The following is a 16,969-nucleotide window of genomic DNA, read 5'->3' as shown; positions in this document are numbered from 1 at the left end:
GATAGTTCACCTAGGAATATCGATATATAAAAGAAAGATAAAGCAGTTCATAAGGGTGCAATAAAAAAGCCACTTTAGAGTGGCTTTTTACAAACAATTGAGTTTCTTTGGAAATTATAAAGTGCCTGACGCGCTTGTGGTAAGTCATCCACCGATGCTTTGACAAACCCTTGTTCCAAAAACCAATGTGCGGTTCGTGTCGTAAGAATAAATAACTGTTGGATATTAGACTTTTTTGCTTTCTCTTCTAAATAGTGCAAGATTTGGCTACCACGATTTGATTTGCGGTAACTTGGATGTACTGCCACACAGGCTATTTCTGCAGAACGAATTTCATTTGATTCAGTTGGTATTGGATATAATGCTGCACAAGCCAGAACCATACCGTCACGTTCAATCACAGCGAAATGATCAATTTCATTTTCTAAGCGTTCTCTAGAGCGGTATACCAAAATGCCTTCTTGTTCTAATGGCCGTAATAAACTGATTAATCCACCGACATCCTGAATCGTCGCTGTGCGGACTTCTTCATAATGTGCATCGGTGATCATCGTGCCATGCCCATCACGAGTAAATAATTCTTCGATTAATGCACCATCATGTTCATAAGATAATAAATGAACGCGGTTAACGCCATTTAAAGAGGCTTCCTTGGCATTTTGTAAATGCAATGCCAATTCATAATTTTGCTCTAAAGCAACGTCAATATGTTGATCTAGCTGATGCGGGGTCACTTCGCGCAACAACTGCTGTGGGCTTTGCATTAAACCTTGTTCGGAACCGAGAAAAATGAGTTTATCGGCACCGAGTTGGATAGCTGTTTTGGTCGCCACTTCTTCAGCAAGCAAGTTATAAACTTCACCAGTGGTTGAATAACCTGAGGGGCCAAGCAATACAATATTGTGATTGTCCAAATGTTTTTGAATCGCATCTGCATCGACTGAACGCACTTCACCGGTAAGTTGAAAATCGATACCGTTACGAATGCCATAAGGTTTAGCTGTTATAAAATTACCAGATACCACATCAATGCGAGCACCATACATGGGTGAATTTGCAAGTCCCATAGACAATAAGGCTTCGATTTGTAAACGGATTGAGCCTACGGCAGACATGACCGCACCTAATGAGTCACGTGTTGTTACTCTACGATGATTATGAAAAGGGCTATCTAAATTCTTCTCAGCAAGATTTGCACTGATTTGTGGTCGTGCTCCATGAACCAGAATGAGTCGAATGCCGAGAGAATGTAAAAGGGCAATATCATGAATAATATGTTGAAAATTTGGTGATTGAACTGCTTCGCCGCCAAACATTAAAACGAAGGTTTTATTACGATGGGCGTTGATATACGGCGCTGAGTTTCGGAACCAATGCACATATTGCTGTGTCATATTTTGAGTTGTATCTATTGAGTCCGATTGCATGCATGTACCGATAGAAGCGGGAAGTGGTCATCAGATTCTAAACAAAAAAATGATTTTCCACACCTGCATTAAAATAAAGACATAAAAAAGCCCAAACTGAGTTTGGGCTGAGTGCAGGGAAGATCAATTTGAGAAGATCTAGGAATAAGCTTATCCGATGATACGCACGATGCGATCTGTACGCTCATTCACTAAGACATAGTCTCCATTAATTTTGTACCACTGCTGGTTACGCGCCGCTTTAGGTAGATTCTTCGCTTGTCGATCACTTAACTCAAATTTTGAAGAGTTGAATTGACGTGGTAACTGTTGACCTACTCGCCATTGACGGCTTGGATTTACATTTTGGAAGCCACGATTTTGTTCATAGCGGTCATGTTGATATTTCCCAGGCTGACCTTTATTCCAATGCGCTGGTGGTGGAGTTGGTTTTGAATAGTGACGACCATCGTCATGTGGACCAGCCATCGCAGATGTTGCCAATAAACCACTCATTGCTAATGTAAGTACTGATACTAACTTTTTCATGTGGGATACCTCTAACTTTGTTATTTATCCGATATCGCTAAAGTACAAAATGATTTGAGATAAACCGTGGAGAGATATAGTCAATTTGTGAAATGTATGAAGAAGTGATGAAGATGAATGATTAGGATTGAACTCAACAAAAAACCCGACATGAAGTCGGGTCGATTTAAACGTCAAAATTAATCTTGCTGGATTTTCAAAATGCTATTGCTGTTTGAATCCACCAGAATAAAGTCATTATTCACTTTGTACCATTGTTGGTTTTTACCAGGTTTTGGTAGGTTATGATCTTTATATTCGGTTTTATAACTATTGCCACGATAGTGTTGAGGCATGACGTAGCCAGTTTGCCATTTATGTTGACGTAAACGTTTTACGCCACGCTCTTCTCTGTTTTTACGACGATCTTGGAACTCTTGATCTGATGAAGCATCATATTGAGTACGTTTCTCAAATCCTTTACCACGTTCACGTGAACCTTTATCTTGGTAGTCATCAGAGTAAGGAGCAGCATTGGCAATATTTGCTGTAAATATTGCACTTAAAGATAATGTCAAAACTGTCATAATCTTTTTCATATTCCGCCCTCGTTGACCTTATAAATTGGGGTTCACACTAATGTACTGAAAAAATGCAGAGAAACTGTGAAGATAGAATGTAATTTAGATTAAAAATAACGAGATAATAAGAACATATTTTAATAGGAATGAAAATAGAAACCGATGCTTTAGCTGAGCAATCAATGCTTTGAGCAATTTTAAATTTTGAATCCTAATATGATTTTTAAATTGTAAATATTTTAATAACACAGAAGATGATTTTCTTTTAAATAAGAAAAATCATCTGATCCGTTTCATCTCAGTGCCACTGATTATGATATTCCTGCAATTGTTGAATAGCTTCGATAATGATCCACGCAGTTTCGGCATGATCTAAACCTTGAACTAATGAAGCATCCAACTGTAACTGTTCGATCGTTTGGATCGTTGATAATTTTCGAGCTTGGTCTGCCATATTATTTCCTTATAAAAGTGTTGAATTTCATGGCATTGATCATAGTTAAAATTTATAAATATAAAAAACCGAATATTTTTCTAAATTTAATCTGATTATTCGATTAATGTTCGAATCAAATGCTTAGAAGACAGCATAATTTTTTATATCGATAAACTTAGCGTATGTATAGACTTTTGTTATAGTAAGAACAATTTTAAAGCAACACTAGGAATAGGTTATGTCTGTCGCTCCGCGTATTGGGATTTTAGGTGCTGGTGGCCGTATGGGTCGTACATTGATTCAAGCAGTTCAAGATGCTGGTTATCAATTAGCAGCAGCGGTAGAGCGTCCAGGCAGTAGCCTTATTGGCGCGGATGCAGGCGAATTAGCGGGTATTGGTACACTTGGTGTGAAAGTCGTGGGTGATATCCAAGATGTTTTAAATGATTGCGATGTATTTATTGATTTTACTGCACCAGTTGCAACTGAACAGCATTTGAAACTGTGCCGTGAGGCTGGTGTTGCATTAGTGATCGGTACGACGGGAATGAACGATGAGCAAAAAGCATTTTTAGATGAAAGTGCAACGATTGCTCCTGTAGTGTACGCAGCAAACTACTCCGTAGGCGTGAATGTATCCATTAAACTTTTAGAATTAGCATCTAAAGTCTTTGGTGACAGTGTCGATATTGAAGTGATCGAAGCACATCATCGTCATAAAGTTGATGCGCCATCAGGTACTGCTTTAATGATGGGTGAGGCGATTGCTGATGCATTAGGTCGTGATTTGAAGCAAGATGCTGTGTATCACCGTGAAGGGCATACTGGTCCTCGTGAACGTCAAAGTATTGGTTTCCAAACCATTCGTGGTGGCGATATTGTGGGTGAACATACGGTAATGTTTATTGGTGAAGGTGAACGTGTAGAAATCACACATAAAGCCACGAATCGCATGAATTTTGCTGCAGGTGCAGTACGTGCCGCTGCTTGGGTTGTAGGTAAAGCACCGAAAAAATATGACATGAAAGACGTTTTAGGCTTCAACGATATCAAAGTTTAAGTTTAAAAATACTGCGTGATCATCTAAATAATAATGTTAAATATGAAGAATAAAAATGAAGAAAATTTCTATGATCTGCTTGCTTGTCAGTGCCATTGGCCTGACAAGCCAAGTTCAAGCCAATGAAGCCTCTCAACTCACCATTAACAAAAACAATATTAAAGTGTGGACGATGCAAAATCCTGATCATCCTGTGTTGTCCTATCGTGCTGAAACAGTAGTGGATGCTTCACTCGAAAGAGCAGTTGCAATAGTTTTGGATGTGGAAAATGCAAAATCATGGGTACCCAATGTCGGTTCAGCACAGGTGATTTCTCAAGATTTGAAGCAAGGGGAATTTAAACTCTACATGGTGTTAGATTTTCCATTTCCTTTGAAAGATCGAGATCTGATTGTGCAAGGGAAAATGTATAAGGATTCAAAAGGTATTATTCATATTAAGAATAAAGCTTCGCAAACGGGAAAATCGAAGAATCCTCAGTATATTCGGCTGCAACACTATGTTGGAGACTGGAGCTTTGAACAGATTGGACCGAATAAGGTGAAGGTCAGCACTTCAGGATATGCGGATCCAGAAGGTGCAATTCCACAAAGTGTGACCAATATGTTTGTACAACAGCAGCCTTATCAAATGTTGCAAAAAATGAAAACTGAATTAGCAAAATCTCAATCTGCGCAGATATCGTTACCAGATATTTTGAAATAATGACTTTATATCAGTCATTTAATCATTTTTCAAAGTGTAAGCTGTAAATTGCTTTAACTCTGCTGCTTGAGGCAAATGAAAACTCAAAATTGGTTGCTTAGTCTTAGACATCTGATCCAATAGAAAAACTTGATAGGTTTGTTTTTTGGAATCATCACATTGAAAATTTAAATTTTTTTGTGTGGGGCTATTGAGCTTGACTGCATGATCAGAAGACACGGTGTAGAGGTAAATTTTCTGCTGATCTGGAGATTCAATACTTTTTGTAAAACGATAATGACTGTTGTGCGTCACTTTTAAGAATCCATCAATTAACGATGTACAAATAAATTTTTGCTCAAGTGCAGCTTGTTCGATCGCATGCTCTGGTTGGCAAGCTGTCAAAAGTGTTACCAATGGTAATATCAAATATAATTTATCGTTGTTCATGTGGCCTCCTGTGTTTTTTTAGCTGTAAGACCATCATAAATTTGCTAGGTTTATAGATACAGATACACACATTTTATAAAAATGAGCACAGTTCATGTTCCAGTATCAAATCTTAGCCAAACATATCAAACAGAAAATTCTGAGTGGAGAACTGTGTTCAGGACAGAAGCTCATTTCCCTTCGACAATTTTCAGCATTACATGCCGTCAGTTTAAATACAGCAAAAAATTGTTATGCATTATTGGAATCGGAAGGGCTCATCACTGTTAAAAATAAATCAGGTTATTTTGTACAACATTTGAAATCCAGAAACGATTCGCCAGTATTGCCTTATCATCATGAATTTGAAGCTGAAGCAAAGGATATCAGTAACTTAAATTTGCAAATTGAAATACAGGAGTCTTCAACCAATAATCGATCAATTCATTTAGGTGCAGTACAAATCTCTCCAAATCACGTGCCTGTAGATGCAATCCGAAAGTCAATTCAACGTGCTTTAAAACACAGTCAACCAGAAGATTTCCTTTATAGTAATCGACAAGGGCATTTGAGATTGAGACAAGCTTTATCAGACCATTGGGCTGAAGATGGGTTTTATATCAATCCAGACGAGATTTATATCACCAATGGCTGTATGGCTGCGTTATCACTCGTGGTTCAGCTCTTGACCAAGGAAGGGGATGGCATTGTGATTCCAACCCCAAATTTTAATGGTCAATTACAGTTGTTAGGGACACTGAAACGCAAGTTGATTGAGATACCTGCAAATGTGGATGGTTTTGATTTAGAACGCTTAGAAAGAGCAATGCAGCACCCCGATACCAAAGCCTGTCTATTGACTGTGAATTATCAAAATCCACTAGGGTTTGAGCTTTCAAATCATGATAAACAGAAAATTGTGCAATTGGCTGAACAATATCAATGTTATGTGATTGAAGATGATATTTATGCTGAATGTAGTTTTAATTTACAGCGACCTTTACCGATCAAACATTGGGATGAAGCAGGCTATGTCATTTTATGCAGTTCAATATCAAAATCATTGTCGAGTGCATATCGAGTAGGTTGGTTTTGTTTACCGCCGAGGCTTAAATATTTGCATCGTCAAATTGTCATTCAAAATGTCAGTGTGAATACACCTTTGCAATTGGCTTTGGCTGACCTGATGTATAGTAGAGCCTATCGTGAGCATCTACTCCGATTAAAACCAAAATTAAATCATCAAGTTGATGCATATCGAAAAACGATATTAAACGCTTTTCACGGGATCGACATTGGGTTAAGTCAGCCGGATGGTGGTTATGTTTTATGGCTGCAATTGCCGACACATATTGATGGTTTAGAACTCTATTATGCTGCACGTCAACATGGTATTAACATTGTTCCCGGTGATGTTTTTGGAGAAGAACGCCGTTATAAAAATTATATTCGCTTAAATGCAGGGCATGAACTAACTCATGAAATTCATGACTCCATCGTGTTTTTAGCGGATTGGGTGAAACAAAAAATGAGGTCATCATCCCAAGCACCTTCTTAAAAAGATTATGGCGCTAAACTAAGCTTTTTAAAGCAGTGATTTTCATGATCATCAATCATTCCTACCGCTTGCAGATAAGAATAGATAATGGTTGGACCCACGAATTTAAAACCATTCTTTTTTAGAGTTTTAGACAGTTGCAGGCTTAATTCGCTTTGTGTTGGTGCTAAGCGATAGTCTGGCACAGAATGAACTTTGGGTTGATGCCCTACAAAACTCCATAGCCATTTGACCATATCAGGCATGATTTGGCGCATATTCAACCATGCTCGAGCATTATCTCGAATCGCCTTTAGTTTACCTAAATGACGAATTATGCCCGGATCTTGTGCTATTTCGAACAAATGTTCATCTGTAAAAGTCGCAATTTCTTCAATGGTGTATTGAAAGAAATGATATCGATATCGCTCGCGTTTTTTTAAAACAATAATCCAAGCGAGTCCTGCTTGCTGACCTTCTAAACAGAGCATTTCAAATAAGGTGTGTTCATCATATAAAGGAACACCCCATTCTTGATCGTGATAATCAATATAAATCTGCTCATCGGAGCACCAGCTACAGCGTTGAATCGTCATGCGAATGCTCCGAAGTGATCAAATGGTAAAAGCAACCCACTGATCGTTTTGATTGTCCCAAAAGAACAACTCTGCTTGTTCTAAATCCGAAAAATTAATCCAGAAATCTTTACCTGCTTTATCTGCAAAACCAGTGCTAATCAACAGAGCTTCTTCGGTAATTTCCATAATCCAGCCCTGATGGCTTTGTCCATTTAAGACAATACGTTGTTGATTGCCAGATTCTGCAAATTCAACTAGACGATTAATCAAGGCTTCTGACATGAAAACTTCCTAAAAATAAAAACTTTAATTTAACGTAAATAAGGGTATGGATTGACAGGGCCTCGACCGCGACCATCTAAGTAAATTCCATAATGTAAATGAGGGGCAGTATGTCGAGCATTACCCGTATTGCCGACATAACCAATATGGTCACCTCGTCGCACGAAGTCACCCTCATTGAGACCTTTTTTATGCTGATCTAAATGCGCATAATAATGCCAAGAACCAGCGGGTCCTAAAATCCAAATGACTTTCCCACCCAGCTTATTATCGCGCATACTGCGAACAATTCCATCAGTTGCACTATAAACTTTTGTACCACGAGCCGCCAAGATATCAATGCCTTCATGTGTTCGACCGTGACTTCGTGATGCACCCCAAGTGTCTGTCAGTTGTCTCGCTTTTACACCTTGTACTGGGATAGGTAATTTTCGATCCAAAGGAAGCATATGTAAGCGAGCAACGAGGGTTGGATCAAGCGGCGTTTGTTTTGGAGGTTGACTACTGCAGGCGACAAGTAAAATAGCTACACTTAGGATGATGTAATGTCGCAAATACTTAGTCACTCGAACTCCTTGATATGATACAGCCACACTTATTTGAATCGACTATGTCACAATTTCACGGCTGAGATCAATTTTTTCATCGCAGTTGGAATGCCCATTTCTGTTACAACTTGTGGAGCGAGCCATTCACCTCCTAATTCTGTTTGGAGGTATTCCATCTGGTCGAGATCAACATGGAAAATATGTGCATTCAGTAACCAGGTAAAGTGGGTGAAACTGTGTGAAATTTGAGTTGGTAATTGATTACTCACCAAACCATATTGCTGAGTCAATTGACTAAATTCTGAAGTTTCATCAATGATGGGTAAGGTCCATAAACCACCCCATAAGCCTGAATGCGGACGTTGTTGCCATAACCATGTATTTTCAGTACTTCGCAGTAATAAAACATCCGCAGTCTTTATAGGCACTGCTTTTTTTGGCTTTTTAAATGGTAACTCTTGTGTCAGACCCTGCTTTAAAGCTTGGCATTCTGACTGCATTGGACAGTACAGGCAAAGTGGTTTTTTAGGAGTACAAATTGTTGCACCCAAATCCATAATGGCTTGCGTGTAATCATGGTTGCGTTGTTCAGGACAGAGTTGCTCCGCTAATTCCCACATTGCACGTTCATGGACAGGCTTTGATAAATCATCTTCAATGGCAAAGAAACGTGCTAAAACACGCTTAACATTTCCATCCATTATCACGCCGTATTTGCGTAATCCAAGTGACATCAATGCACCAGCAGTTGATCTACCTATTCCTGGCAGGGCCATCCAAGCTTCTAAAGTCTCTGGAAAATGTCCATTTTGACTTACGATTGTGGCTGCTTTATGCAGGTTGCGAGCACGCGCATAATAGCCTAGACCTGCCCAGTAAGGAGCAACTTCATCCCAAGTAGCACGACCTAAATCGGTGACCGTCGGAAAGCGCTCAATAAAACGATCATAGTATTTCAGAACAGTTTTCACTTGGGTTTGCTGCAACATAATTTCAGAGACCCAAACTTTGTAAGGATCATCTGCGACTTGCCATGGCAGGTCATGTCGACCATGTACATCAAACCAATCCAGTAACGCAGTTGAAAAAGAAAACATGAAAATACCATTAATACAATCTGTGCTCAGTATAACCAATCTAGGCAAAGACCTTTTAAAAAAGCATGAAAAAAGGCGCATATTGCGCCTTTTTGTAAAATCAACATTACTCTTGAATAATGCCCCAACGACTATCTAATTTAAGCGGTTGGTTTTTGTAACGAGGAATAATATGGATGTGTAAATGTTCCGACTCTTCATCGCCAAAAACTTTGCCATCATTAAAAGCGATATGAAAGCCTTCCGGATGATGACGGATTTTTAACTCGTTACGTGCCAGTTCTAACAACGACTGTAAACTTTTACGCTCTTTATCGGTAATTTCAAAAAAAGAACTCACATGACGTAAAGGAATAATAACGGAATGTCCTTTAGTCAACGGCTGCTGTTCTGGCAAAATCACACCGAATTCATTTTTATCAATCACATCATATTCATCGTGATTGCAATAAGTACATTGTTCACTCATCCTTATATTCCTCTTATATTTTATCTTCTTTCTTCAATAATCTTAGCGCTAATAAACTTTGAAAGTAATTAATCTAAGTGACGCGACAGTAACTCATACATCGCAGCTAAGCTTTTTTCCTCAGCTGCAGCGTTATAACCGAGATCTACACCATTGGCTTTTGCCCGTTCATCAGCTTGTGGATTGCTAAAACCGTGTTTTGCATCCTCAAAGATAATGACCTCATGCGGCACCTGAGCTGCAAACATTTCTTCTTTAAATTGTGCCACATCATCTAGCGTGACCATGCTATCTAGCTCACCATGCAAAACCAGAATTTCAGCTTTTACTTGACCTTGTTGAGCAGGTGTTTGCGCAGATAAATTAGCATGGAAGGTAGCAACTGCTTTTAAGTTCGCACCAGAGCGAGCAAGATCTAAAACAACTTTTCCGCCGTAACAAAAACCAATCGCAGCTAATCGAGTTGCGTCAACTTCAGGCTGTGCAGATAAAGTGTCTAACGCAGCTGTAGCGCGTTGTACAATCGTTTCAGGCTGTGCGAAAGTTTGCATCATCCACTCATTTGCTTGAGAAGCTTCAGTGGTTACCTTTTTGTCGCCGTACATATCAATGGCAAAAGCAGCATATCCTTGTTCTGCAAGTTCTCGAGCACGTTGTTCTGTATATTCATTACGACCCCACCACTCTGGGGCTACAATAATACCTGCAGCTCCTGAAGAGTTTTCAGGTGCGGCAAAATAACCAATCAATTGTGTACCATCTGCCGCTTTATACTGAATTTCTCTTGTTTGAATTGCTGAAGTCATTATTGAAAGTCCTTTCGTTTATGAAAATCAGCAAAGATTAAAGCATAAATGTTTTCCGAAGTGATGAATTTGCAATAAGAAAGTAAAATCAAATGTGAGAATTTATGAAAGATTGGAATATATAAAACGCGTATCAATGAACAGATAAAAAAGAAATAAAAAAAGAAGAAGGAGTACCTTCTTCTTTTCATCAATCTTGTGTTTTCAATTTAATCTAGTGATTTAGAACACTAGACTTTGCCTCTTGAGATAAAGCCTACAATTGCGAGAATCACTGCAATCACAAGTAAGATAATTGCGAAATCTTTAGATAAGCCTGCTACACCACCAAACCCTAGCAAACTTGCTATCAATGCAATCACTGCAAAAATAATCGCCCAACGGAACATTTTGATTCTCCATAAATTTTTATTAATGTTCATTCAGTATAAGAAAATAAACTGAGCAAAATGTATACAAAGGGTATTTTAACGTAGAGTATTGATATTCTTTAGTTAATCAACTGTAACTGAGATTGGTGAAATTTTATGAGAATTATTAGTGATATACTGACTCAAATTTTTGATATTTAGCTGAATCATGAGCACATCTTTACGCCCTGAATTTTGGAAACATTATTCACTGTTTGAAATGAACCAAGCAGAATGGGAGGCACTGTGTGATGGTTGTGGTATGTGTTGTTTGGTTAAATTAGAAGATGATGAAACCGAAGAAATCGCATATACCAAAGTTGCGTGCAAACTTCTAGATTGTCAGACGGGGCATTGTTCAGATTATGAAAATCGTCAGGTGCATGTACCTGACTGTATTCAGTTAACGCCTGAAAAATTACAACAAATACGATGGCTACCTTCGAGTTGTGCATATCGACGTATTAATGAAGGTAAAAAGCTACCGAATTGGCATCACTTGGTGACAGGCAATAAACAAAGTGTGATTAGTGCTCGAAAATCTGTAGCAGGTCGTTGTATATCTGAACAGCTTGTTAATGAAAATGAAATAGATGAATACATCGTGCGGTGGGTACGCTAGTACATTCAATTGCTAGACTACACATATTTTGTAATATAAAAACACTTTTAAAATGATCATTGCCGTTTAATCCTTGAGACTGATATTCAAGGATTTAAAAAGGGAAAGGCATGTTAAAAGCTGCAAAACTGATTTGGATTGTTGGTTTGAGCGGAATCATAATGGCGTGTCATGCCAATCAAAATAAAGCCACTGAAGCACAGAATCCGCAGGAATCAACAGTCAAAAACGAGAATTCAAAAGCTCAAGAACAACGATATCAAGTTGAAAAAATTGCTCTATTTGATGAACCATGGGCGATAGCAACTTTACCAAATGGTCAACTGTTAATTACAGAAAAGTCAGGCATACTTAAGTTGTTTGACCCACAATCAAAACGTAGTTTTAACGTGGCTGGTGTGCCTCAAGTTGCTTATGGCGGACAAGGTGGGTTGGGTGATGTTTCGATTCATCCTAATTTCAATAATAACGCTTGGTTATATCTCAGTTATGCCGAAGAAAAAAATGGATTGTTTGGTGCAGTGGTAATCCGAGCGAAATTGGATTTATCGAATATCGAAGCACCGAAACTGACGGATATCGAACGCATATGGGAGCAAGTCCCTAAAGTGTCGGGTCAGGGGCATTATGCACATCGTATAGTGTTTGACCAGCAAGCGAATTTATGGATTAGTTCAGGGGAACGGCAGAAGTTTCAGCCTGCACAAGATATGCAGTCTAATCTAGGTAAAATTGTATATTTGTATGATGATGGTCGTGCTCAAGAATCTAATCCATTTGCCAAACAAGGTGGTGTCTCAGCGCAGATTTGGAGTTTAGGTCATCGTAATCCTTTAGGTATGGCATTTGATCATCAAAATCGTTTGTGGGTGGCAGAAATGGGCCCTAAAGGTGGCGATGAGTTCAATCTTATTGAAAAAGGTAAGAATTATGGCTATCCAATTGTATCTAATGGTGATCACTATGATGGGAAACAGATTCCGAATCATGAAACGCGACCTGAATTTATAGCCCCTAAACTTGATTGGTCTCCAGTGATTTCACCCTCGAGTCTGATTTTTTATAAATCTAACTATTTTCCACAATGGAAGAACAAAGCCTTAATCGGTGGATTATCATCGAAAGCCATTATTGTGGTAGATCCACAATCTGAACCTGTACGAGAAATTCAGCGCTTGGATATGGGGGTTCGAGTACGAGACTTGCATGAAGCAAAGGATGGCACAATTTGGGGAATAGAAGATGGACCGCAAGCTTATTTATTCAAATTAAAACCAAAACTCGAATCTGAGTAAAATGAAAAATGTTGAATAGTGATGGTTGTTTTGACTATTAATATTGGAATTTGACTATTACATAGTAGACTAGTCAACAGCACTTTGAGATCTATAAAAAATATGTCCGATACACAAATTCCGCTACCTGAACGCTTACGTCCACGTGATTTGTCTGAGATTATCGGACAAGATCATTTGCTTGGTGAAGACGCACCTTTACGTCAAATGATTGACCAAGGACATTTACCTTCGATTATTTTTTGGGGGCCTCCAGGCGTCGGCAAGACCACCATTGCGCTTTTGTTAGCTCAAGCTGTAGATCGTACTTTTATTAGCTTGTCTGCACTCAACACTGGTGTTAAAGAGCTTCGAGAAATCATTGGGGAAAGTGGTGATCTCATTGTGCCAGTGGTTTTTATTGATGAAATTCATCGCTTTAATAAATCTCAACAAGATGCCTTACTGAGCGCAGTAGAAAAAGGCAAGATTACTCTGGTTGGTGCAACCACAGAAAATCCTTCTTTTGAAGTCAATAATGCTTTGTTGTCGCGCTGTCAGGTGTATACGCTGAATGCATTATCTGAGCATGATATTCAACATTTAATTGAACGTGCACTCAAGCAAGACCAATTTCTGAAAGACCGTCATATTCACATCGAAGAATATGATGCATTAATTCAATTTGCCGCAGGTGATGCTCGTAAAGCACTCAATTTATTGGATCTCATTGCGAGCACATTTGAAGCAGATGTTGAAAATATTGTCACCAATGCCATCGTGGTGAAAGTAGCTCAACAAAATATTGCGCGATATGACAAATCTGGTGAGCAGCACTATGATTTAGTCTCAGCTTTCATTAAATCAATTCGTGGAAGTGATCCTGACGCTGCACTATATTGGATGGCGAGAATGTTAAAGGGGGGAGAAGATCCCGTCTTTATTGCACGTCGGATGTTGATTGCCGCTTCGGAAGATATTGGAAATTCTAATCCTAATGCATTGCTATTGGCTGGGGAGTGTTTTAGATCCGTTCAAGCGGTTGGAATGCCAGAATGCCGTATTATTTTAGGCCAATGTGCAGTATATTTGGCTACAAGCGCGAAAAGTAACAGCACTTACTTAGCAATCAATAAAGCATTAGAGTTGGCTGAACGTACGTCAAATCTTCCAGTTCCATTACATTTAAGAAATGCTCCGACCAAGTTAATGAAAGAGCAGGGATATGGTGTAGATTATTTATATCCACATCACTATCCAGAACATTTCGTGTTGCAGGATTATATGCCTCCAGAGCTGAAAGGTACCAAATTGTACGAATCAGCTCGTAATAAGCGTGAAGTCGAAGCAGAGCGTTTACAGCAGCGACGTTGGCAGCAAGAGCAGCAACAACAGTAAAAAAAGCCCAGTTCTATGGGAAGCTGGGCGAAAAGCGATTCATCTGGTCGGCAACTACAGTCTCTCTCTTGAGCCACCAACTCCTGTAGTTGCCTGGTATAAAAATATATTAGTTGAACTTAGTAATATTGTAAAAACGATCATTTTAATAAATAACATTAATTTATTCGATTAATGGGGGTAAATTTAAAAACAAAAACAACAATTGAGTTTTTTAATGATCAAGGCCCCAGATTTGTCATCTTATTTAAATATCCATTCGATAAATTAGTAGCATTACCAATGAGGAGAGAGCATTGGTAATGCTACTTAACAAAAATAATGAATGCATAACAACAATTTCAAAATATAAAAATAATATCAACAGATACAAAAAAGCCGAGTCATATGACTCGGCTTCATTTTATCTAAATTTTGATTTAGATATCAGAAAGGTCAACACCGATACGTGTCGCAACTTCTTCATAAGCTTCAACCACACCACCTAAACCTTGGCGGAAACGGTCTTTATCTAATTTTTTCTTGGTATCTTTGTCCCATAGACGGCAACCATCTGGAGAGAATTCATCACCAAGAACGATACGGTCATGGAACACACCAAATTCAAGTTTAAAATCAACTAAAAGCATGTTGCCTTGAGCAAAAAGATCTTTTAACACCACGTTTACTTGGTGCGTTAACTCTTTCATACGCTCAAGTTGTTCAGCAGTAGCCCAACCTAAAGCAATGGCTTGAGATTCATTCACCATTGGGTCGCCCAAAGCGTCATCTTTGAAAAATAATTCAAATGTAGGTGGTGTAAGTTCTAAACCTTCTTCAACACCCAAACGACGGCAAAGCGAACCAGCTGCATAGTTACGGATTACACATTCAACTGGAATCATGTTTAACTTTTTAACCAAAACTTCGTTTGGTGTTAAAAGTTTTTCGAAATGAGTTTCGATACCTGCAGCTGCAAGTTTTTCCATGATAAAGGCGTTAAAACGGTTGTTCACCTTACCTTTGCGATCTAGCTGTTCGATTTTTTCGCCATTAAATGCTGAGGCATCATCACGAAAGACTAAAATCAGGTGGTCTGCACTATCGGTTTCATAAACGGATTTAGCTTTACCAGTATAGAGCAAGGTTTGTTTTAACATGGTGGAACCTTTTTCAGAAAAAATATGCCTAGAACGACTAGGCTGGCCAGTTTTGATAAATCTGGGTTAACAGGCTCGCAGCTTTTTGTTTGTCTGCAAACGCGTTAGTTGGGGTAAACACGGCCAAGGTATGACTCGAACCTACAGATGTCAGTTTAAGCACTAAACTTTCACCATCCACTTGAATTGTCGCGGAATGGGGATTCTTAGGTTGATTGACAAAGTTGTAGTTGAGGCTACTGAGGGTGGCGATTGTGTATTGCCAAATTGTAGCAGAATTTCCGTCAATTTTGATCAACGGATTGCCATTTCCATCAGTTAAAAGTTGTGGACGACCGACAGCAGTTGATTGTTCACTCTCAACAGGATTAGAAACGGTTGGTGCCACATTAGGACGAGGTAGCTCAAAACGATTACCTCGCTTATTAACCATTTGTGGCGCATTGTCTATTGCAAGCTGTTCAACAACAGGCGCTGGATAAAGCGGTGTTGCTGGTCTAACCATTGAACCTTCAGGGAATTTAAGCGGGGCTTGTGCAGTAGATTTTTTATAATCGAGTGAACCATTATCGATACCAATCGTACTACAACCGACCATGCTGAGGGCTGAAAGGGCAAGGGGTAAACCAAAACGTAGTTGCATAGTTGTTAAACTCTTCTTTAAATAATGCTCGCAGCTTTTAATGCATCACGCAGTGAAGCTCGATATTGTTCTGCTAATGGAGTAAGTGGTAAACGGATACCTGTACCAATTAATCCCATTTCATGAAGTGCCCATTTCACAGGAATTGGGTTTGATTCACAAAATAGAATTTCGTGTAAATTTGCAACTTGATCATTAATTGCTTTTGCTTGAGCTGCATTACCCACTAAACCAGCGGCACACACTTGGCTCATTTGCTTTGGAGCAACGTTAGCGGTCACAGAAATATTACCTTTCGCACCATGCTCAATCAGTTGATATGCTGTTGCATCATCACCTGAATAGACCACCATATCTTTGCCTTCAAGTGCTTTTAAAAGCTCAGCACCGCGAGGAACATCACCTGTTGCATCTTTAATCCCTACGATTTGAGGAATATCAGCAAGACGAACTACAGTTTCATTGCTCATATCAACGCCAGTACGGCCAGGTACGTTATAAAGAATTTGCGGTAAATCAACAGCTTCAGCAATTGCTTTGTAATGCTGATACAAGCCTTCTTGAGTCGGTTTGTTATAATATGGCGTTACTAAAAGTGCAGCATCTGCACCAAGCTCTTTAGCTTCTTTGGTAAGCTCAATCGCTTCATGCGTTGAGTTTGCGCCTGTGCCGGCAATAATTGGAATGCGTTTATTGGCTACACGAATGATTTCTTTGATCACTTGAGTGTGTTCAGCCATGCTTAAGGTCGAAGCTTCACCTGTTGTTCCCACGGCAACGATACTGTTTGTACCTTGTTCAATGTGCCATTCAACAAGCTTCTCGAGACCCTTCCAATCAACAGTTCCATCTTCAAACATTGGAGTGACGATTGCGACGATTGAGCCTTGAATTACCTGAGCTTGCTGAGTAGTCATTTTAAAACACGATCCTATTTTTCCATCCAGTGAAGGTTGAGAAGCGAAGTTTGGATGGGTATGTATTTTGATTTATATCACGATCCAATATGCCTGCATACTGGATAATGCGTATGCAAATTAT

General features: G+C 39.1%; 21 protein-coding genes. 6 read left to right on the top strand and 15 right to left on the bottom strand.

Annotated elements, in window-relative coordinates:
- Positions 1–74: 74 nt before the first annotated feature.
- The 4 genes from argA to AC1M89_RS06475 form a co-directional block, all read right to left on the bottom strand.
- On the bottom strand, positions 75–1,427 hold the full coding sequence (argA, locus tag AC1M89_RS06490) for an amino-acid N-acetyltransferase (RefSeq protein ID WP_035264904.1): 1,353 nt from the start codon (positions 1,425–1,427) through the stop codon (positions 75–77).
- Positions 1,428–1,577: 150 nt separating this feature from the next.
- Positions 1,578–1,955 carry an RcnB family protein gene (locus AC1M89_RS06485; RefSeq protein WP_035264902.1) on the bottom strand — a complete coding sequence of 126 codons (378 nt, stop codon included), beginning with the start codon at positions 1,953–1,955 and terminating at the stop codon, positions 1,578–1,580.
- 179 nt (positions 1,956–2,134) lie between these two features.
- Positions 2,135–2,533 carry an RcnB family protein gene (locus AC1M89_RS06480; protein ID WP_092766593.1) on the bottom strand — a complete coding sequence of 133 codons (399 nt, stop codon included), beginning with the start codon at positions 2,531–2,533 and terminating at the stop codon, positions 2,135–2,137.
- A 280-nt stretch (positions 2,534–2,813) separates the two neighbouring features.
- On the bottom strand, positions 2,814–2,969 hold the full coding sequence (locus tag AC1M89_RS06475) for a hypothetical protein (protein ID WP_171076739.1): 156 nt from the start codon (positions 2,967–2,969) through the stop codon (positions 2,814–2,816).
- A 220-nt stretch (positions 2,970–3,189) separates the two neighbouring features.
- Between AC1M89_RS06475 and dapB the strand changes: the two genes are divergently transcribed.
- Positions 3,190–4,011 (top strand): 4-hydroxy-tetrahydrodipicolinate reductase, encoded by an 822-nt coding sequence (gene dapB, locus AC1M89_RS06470; RefSeq protein WP_035264896.1) that lies wholly within the window; start codon positions 3,190–3,192, stop codon positions 4,009–4,011.
- Positions 4,012–4,066: 55 nt separating this feature from the next.
- Positions 4,067–4,717, top strand: coding sequence for an START domain-containing protein (locus AC1M89_RS06465; RefSeq protein WP_481591996.1), 651 nt, complete (start codon positions 4,067–4,069; stop codon positions 4,715–4,717).
- Between the two features lie 18 nt (positions 4,718–4,735).
- Here AC1M89_RS06465 and AC1M89_RS06460 read toward each other — a convergent pair whose 3' ends face one another.
- Positions 4,736–5,146 (bottom strand): hypothetical protein, encoded by a 411-nt coding sequence (locus AC1M89_RS06460; protein ID WP_481591995.1) that lies wholly within the window; start codon positions 5,144–5,146, stop codon positions 4,736–4,738.
- A gap of 94 nt (positions 5,147–5,240) precedes the next feature.
- Here AC1M89_RS06460 and AC1M89_RS06455 point away from each other — a divergent pair, with 94 nt between their 5' ends.
- On the top strand, positions 5,241–6,683 hold the full coding sequence (locus AC1M89_RS06455) for an aminotransferase-like domain-containing protein (protein ID WP_481591994.1): 1,443 nt from the start codon (positions 5,241–5,243) through the stop codon (positions 6,681–6,683).
- 5 nt (positions 6,684–6,688) lie between these two features.
- Here the strand turns inward: AC1M89_RS06455 and AC1M89_RS06450 are convergent, their stop codons facing one another.
- From AC1M89_RS06450 to AC1M89_RS06420, 7 genes are all read right to left on the bottom strand, one after another.
- Positions 6,689–7,258, bottom strand: coding sequence for a DNA-3-methyladenine glycosylase I (locus tag AC1M89_RS06450; RefSeq protein WP_481591993.1), 570 nt, complete (start codon positions 7,256–7,258; stop codon positions 6,689–6,691).
- A gap of 18 nt (positions 7,259–7,276) precedes the next feature.
- Positions 7,277–7,522 carry a hypothetical protein gene (locus AC1M89_RS06445; protein WP_035264881.1) on the bottom strand — a complete coding sequence of 82 codons (246 nt, stop codon included), beginning with the start codon at positions 7,520–7,522 and terminating at the stop codon, positions 7,277–7,279.
- Between the two features lie 29 nt (positions 7,523–7,551).
- Positions 7,552–8,076, bottom strand: a complete 525-nt coding sequence (locus tag AC1M89_RS06440; protein WP_035264946.1) for a M23 family metallopeptidase — start codon at positions 8,074–8,076, stop codon at positions 7,552–7,554.
- 59 nt (positions 8,077–8,135) lie between these two features.
- Entirely contained in the window at positions 8,136–9,167 is a 1,032-nt protein-coding gene (gene mutY / locus AC1M89_RS06435; RefSeq protein WP_035264874.1) for an A/G-specific adenine glycosylase, read from the bottom strand.
- Between the two features lie 106 nt (positions 9,168–9,273).
- The gene (locus AC1M89_RS06430; protein WP_265596980.1) at positions 9,274–9,642 is read right to left on the bottom strand and encodes an HIT family protein; all 369 of its coding nucleotides are present in this window, start codon (positions 9,640–9,642) and stop codon (positions 9,274–9,276) included.
- Positions 9,643–9,704: 62 nt separating this feature from the next.
- Positions 9,705–10,442, bottom strand: coding sequence for a dienelactone hydrolase family protein (locus AC1M89_RS06425; protein ID WP_481591992.1), 738 nt, complete (start codon positions 10,440–10,442; stop codon positions 9,705–9,707).
- A 230-nt stretch (positions 10,443–10,672) separates the two neighbouring features.
- Positions 10,673–10,831 (bottom strand): DUF1328 domain-containing protein, encoded by a 159-nt coding sequence (locus AC1M89_RS06420; protein ID WP_035264869.1) that lies wholly within the window; start codon positions 10,829–10,831, stop codon positions 10,673–10,675.
- A gap of 190 nt (positions 10,832–11,021) precedes the next feature.
- Between AC1M89_RS06420 and AC1M89_RS06415 the strand changes: the two genes are divergently transcribed.
- The 3 genes from AC1M89_RS06415 to AC1M89_RS06405 all read left to right on the top strand — a co-directional run bounded on the left by AC1M89_RS06415 (position 11,022) and on the right by AC1M89_RS06405 (position 14,146).
- Positions 11,022–11,474 carry a YcgN family cysteine cluster protein gene (locus AC1M89_RS06415; RefSeq protein ID WP_481591991.1) on the top strand — a complete coding sequence of 151 codons (453 nt, stop codon included), beginning with the start codon at positions 11,022–11,024 and terminating at the stop codon, positions 11,472–11,474.
- A gap of 110 nt (positions 11,475–11,584) precedes the next feature.
- Positions 11,585–12,769, top strand: a complete 1,185-nt coding sequence (locus tag AC1M89_RS06410; RefSeq protein ID WP_481614050.1) for a PQQ-dependent sugar dehydrogenase — start codon at positions 11,585–11,587, stop codon at positions 12,767–12,769.
- Between the two features lie 102 nt (positions 12,770–12,871).
- A complete protein-coding gene (locus AC1M89_RS06405) occupies positions 12,872–14,146 on the top strand; it encodes a replication-associated recombination protein A (RefSeq protein WP_092766586.1) in 1,275 nt (424 codons plus the stop codon).
- Between the two features lie 419 nt (positions 14,147–14,565).
- Here AC1M89_RS06405 and purC read toward each other — a convergent pair whose 3' ends face one another.
- Genes purC through dapA form a run of 3 tightly spaced genes read right to left on the bottom strand, consistent with a single transcriptional unit; the run spans position 14,566 to position 16,845 of the window.
- A complete protein-coding gene (purC, locus tag AC1M89_RS06400; protein WP_092766585.1) occupies positions 14,566–15,285 on the bottom strand; it encodes a phosphoribosylaminoimidazolesuccinocarboxamide synthase in 720 nt (239 codons plus the stop codon).
- Positions 15,286–15,322: 37 nt separating this feature from the next.
- Entirely contained in the window at positions 15,323–15,928 is a 606-nt protein-coding gene (locus AC1M89_RS06395; RefSeq protein ID WP_092766584.1) for a lipoprotein-34 precursor (NlpB), read from the bottom strand.
- Positions 15,929–15,945: 17 nt separating this feature from the next.
- Positions 15,946–16,845, bottom strand: coding sequence for a 4-hydroxy-tetrahydrodipicolinate synthase (gene dapA / locus AC1M89_RS06390; RefSeq protein WP_092766583.1), 900 nt, complete (start codon positions 16,843–16,845; stop codon positions 15,946–15,948).
- Positions 16,846–16,969: the final 124 nt, after the last annotated feature.

It is taken from the genome of Acinetobacter sp. ANC_7635, from assembly GCF_056779945.1.
Note: the sequence above shows the minus strand (reverse complement) of the source record. Positions and strands in the feature narration are given on the sequence as shown.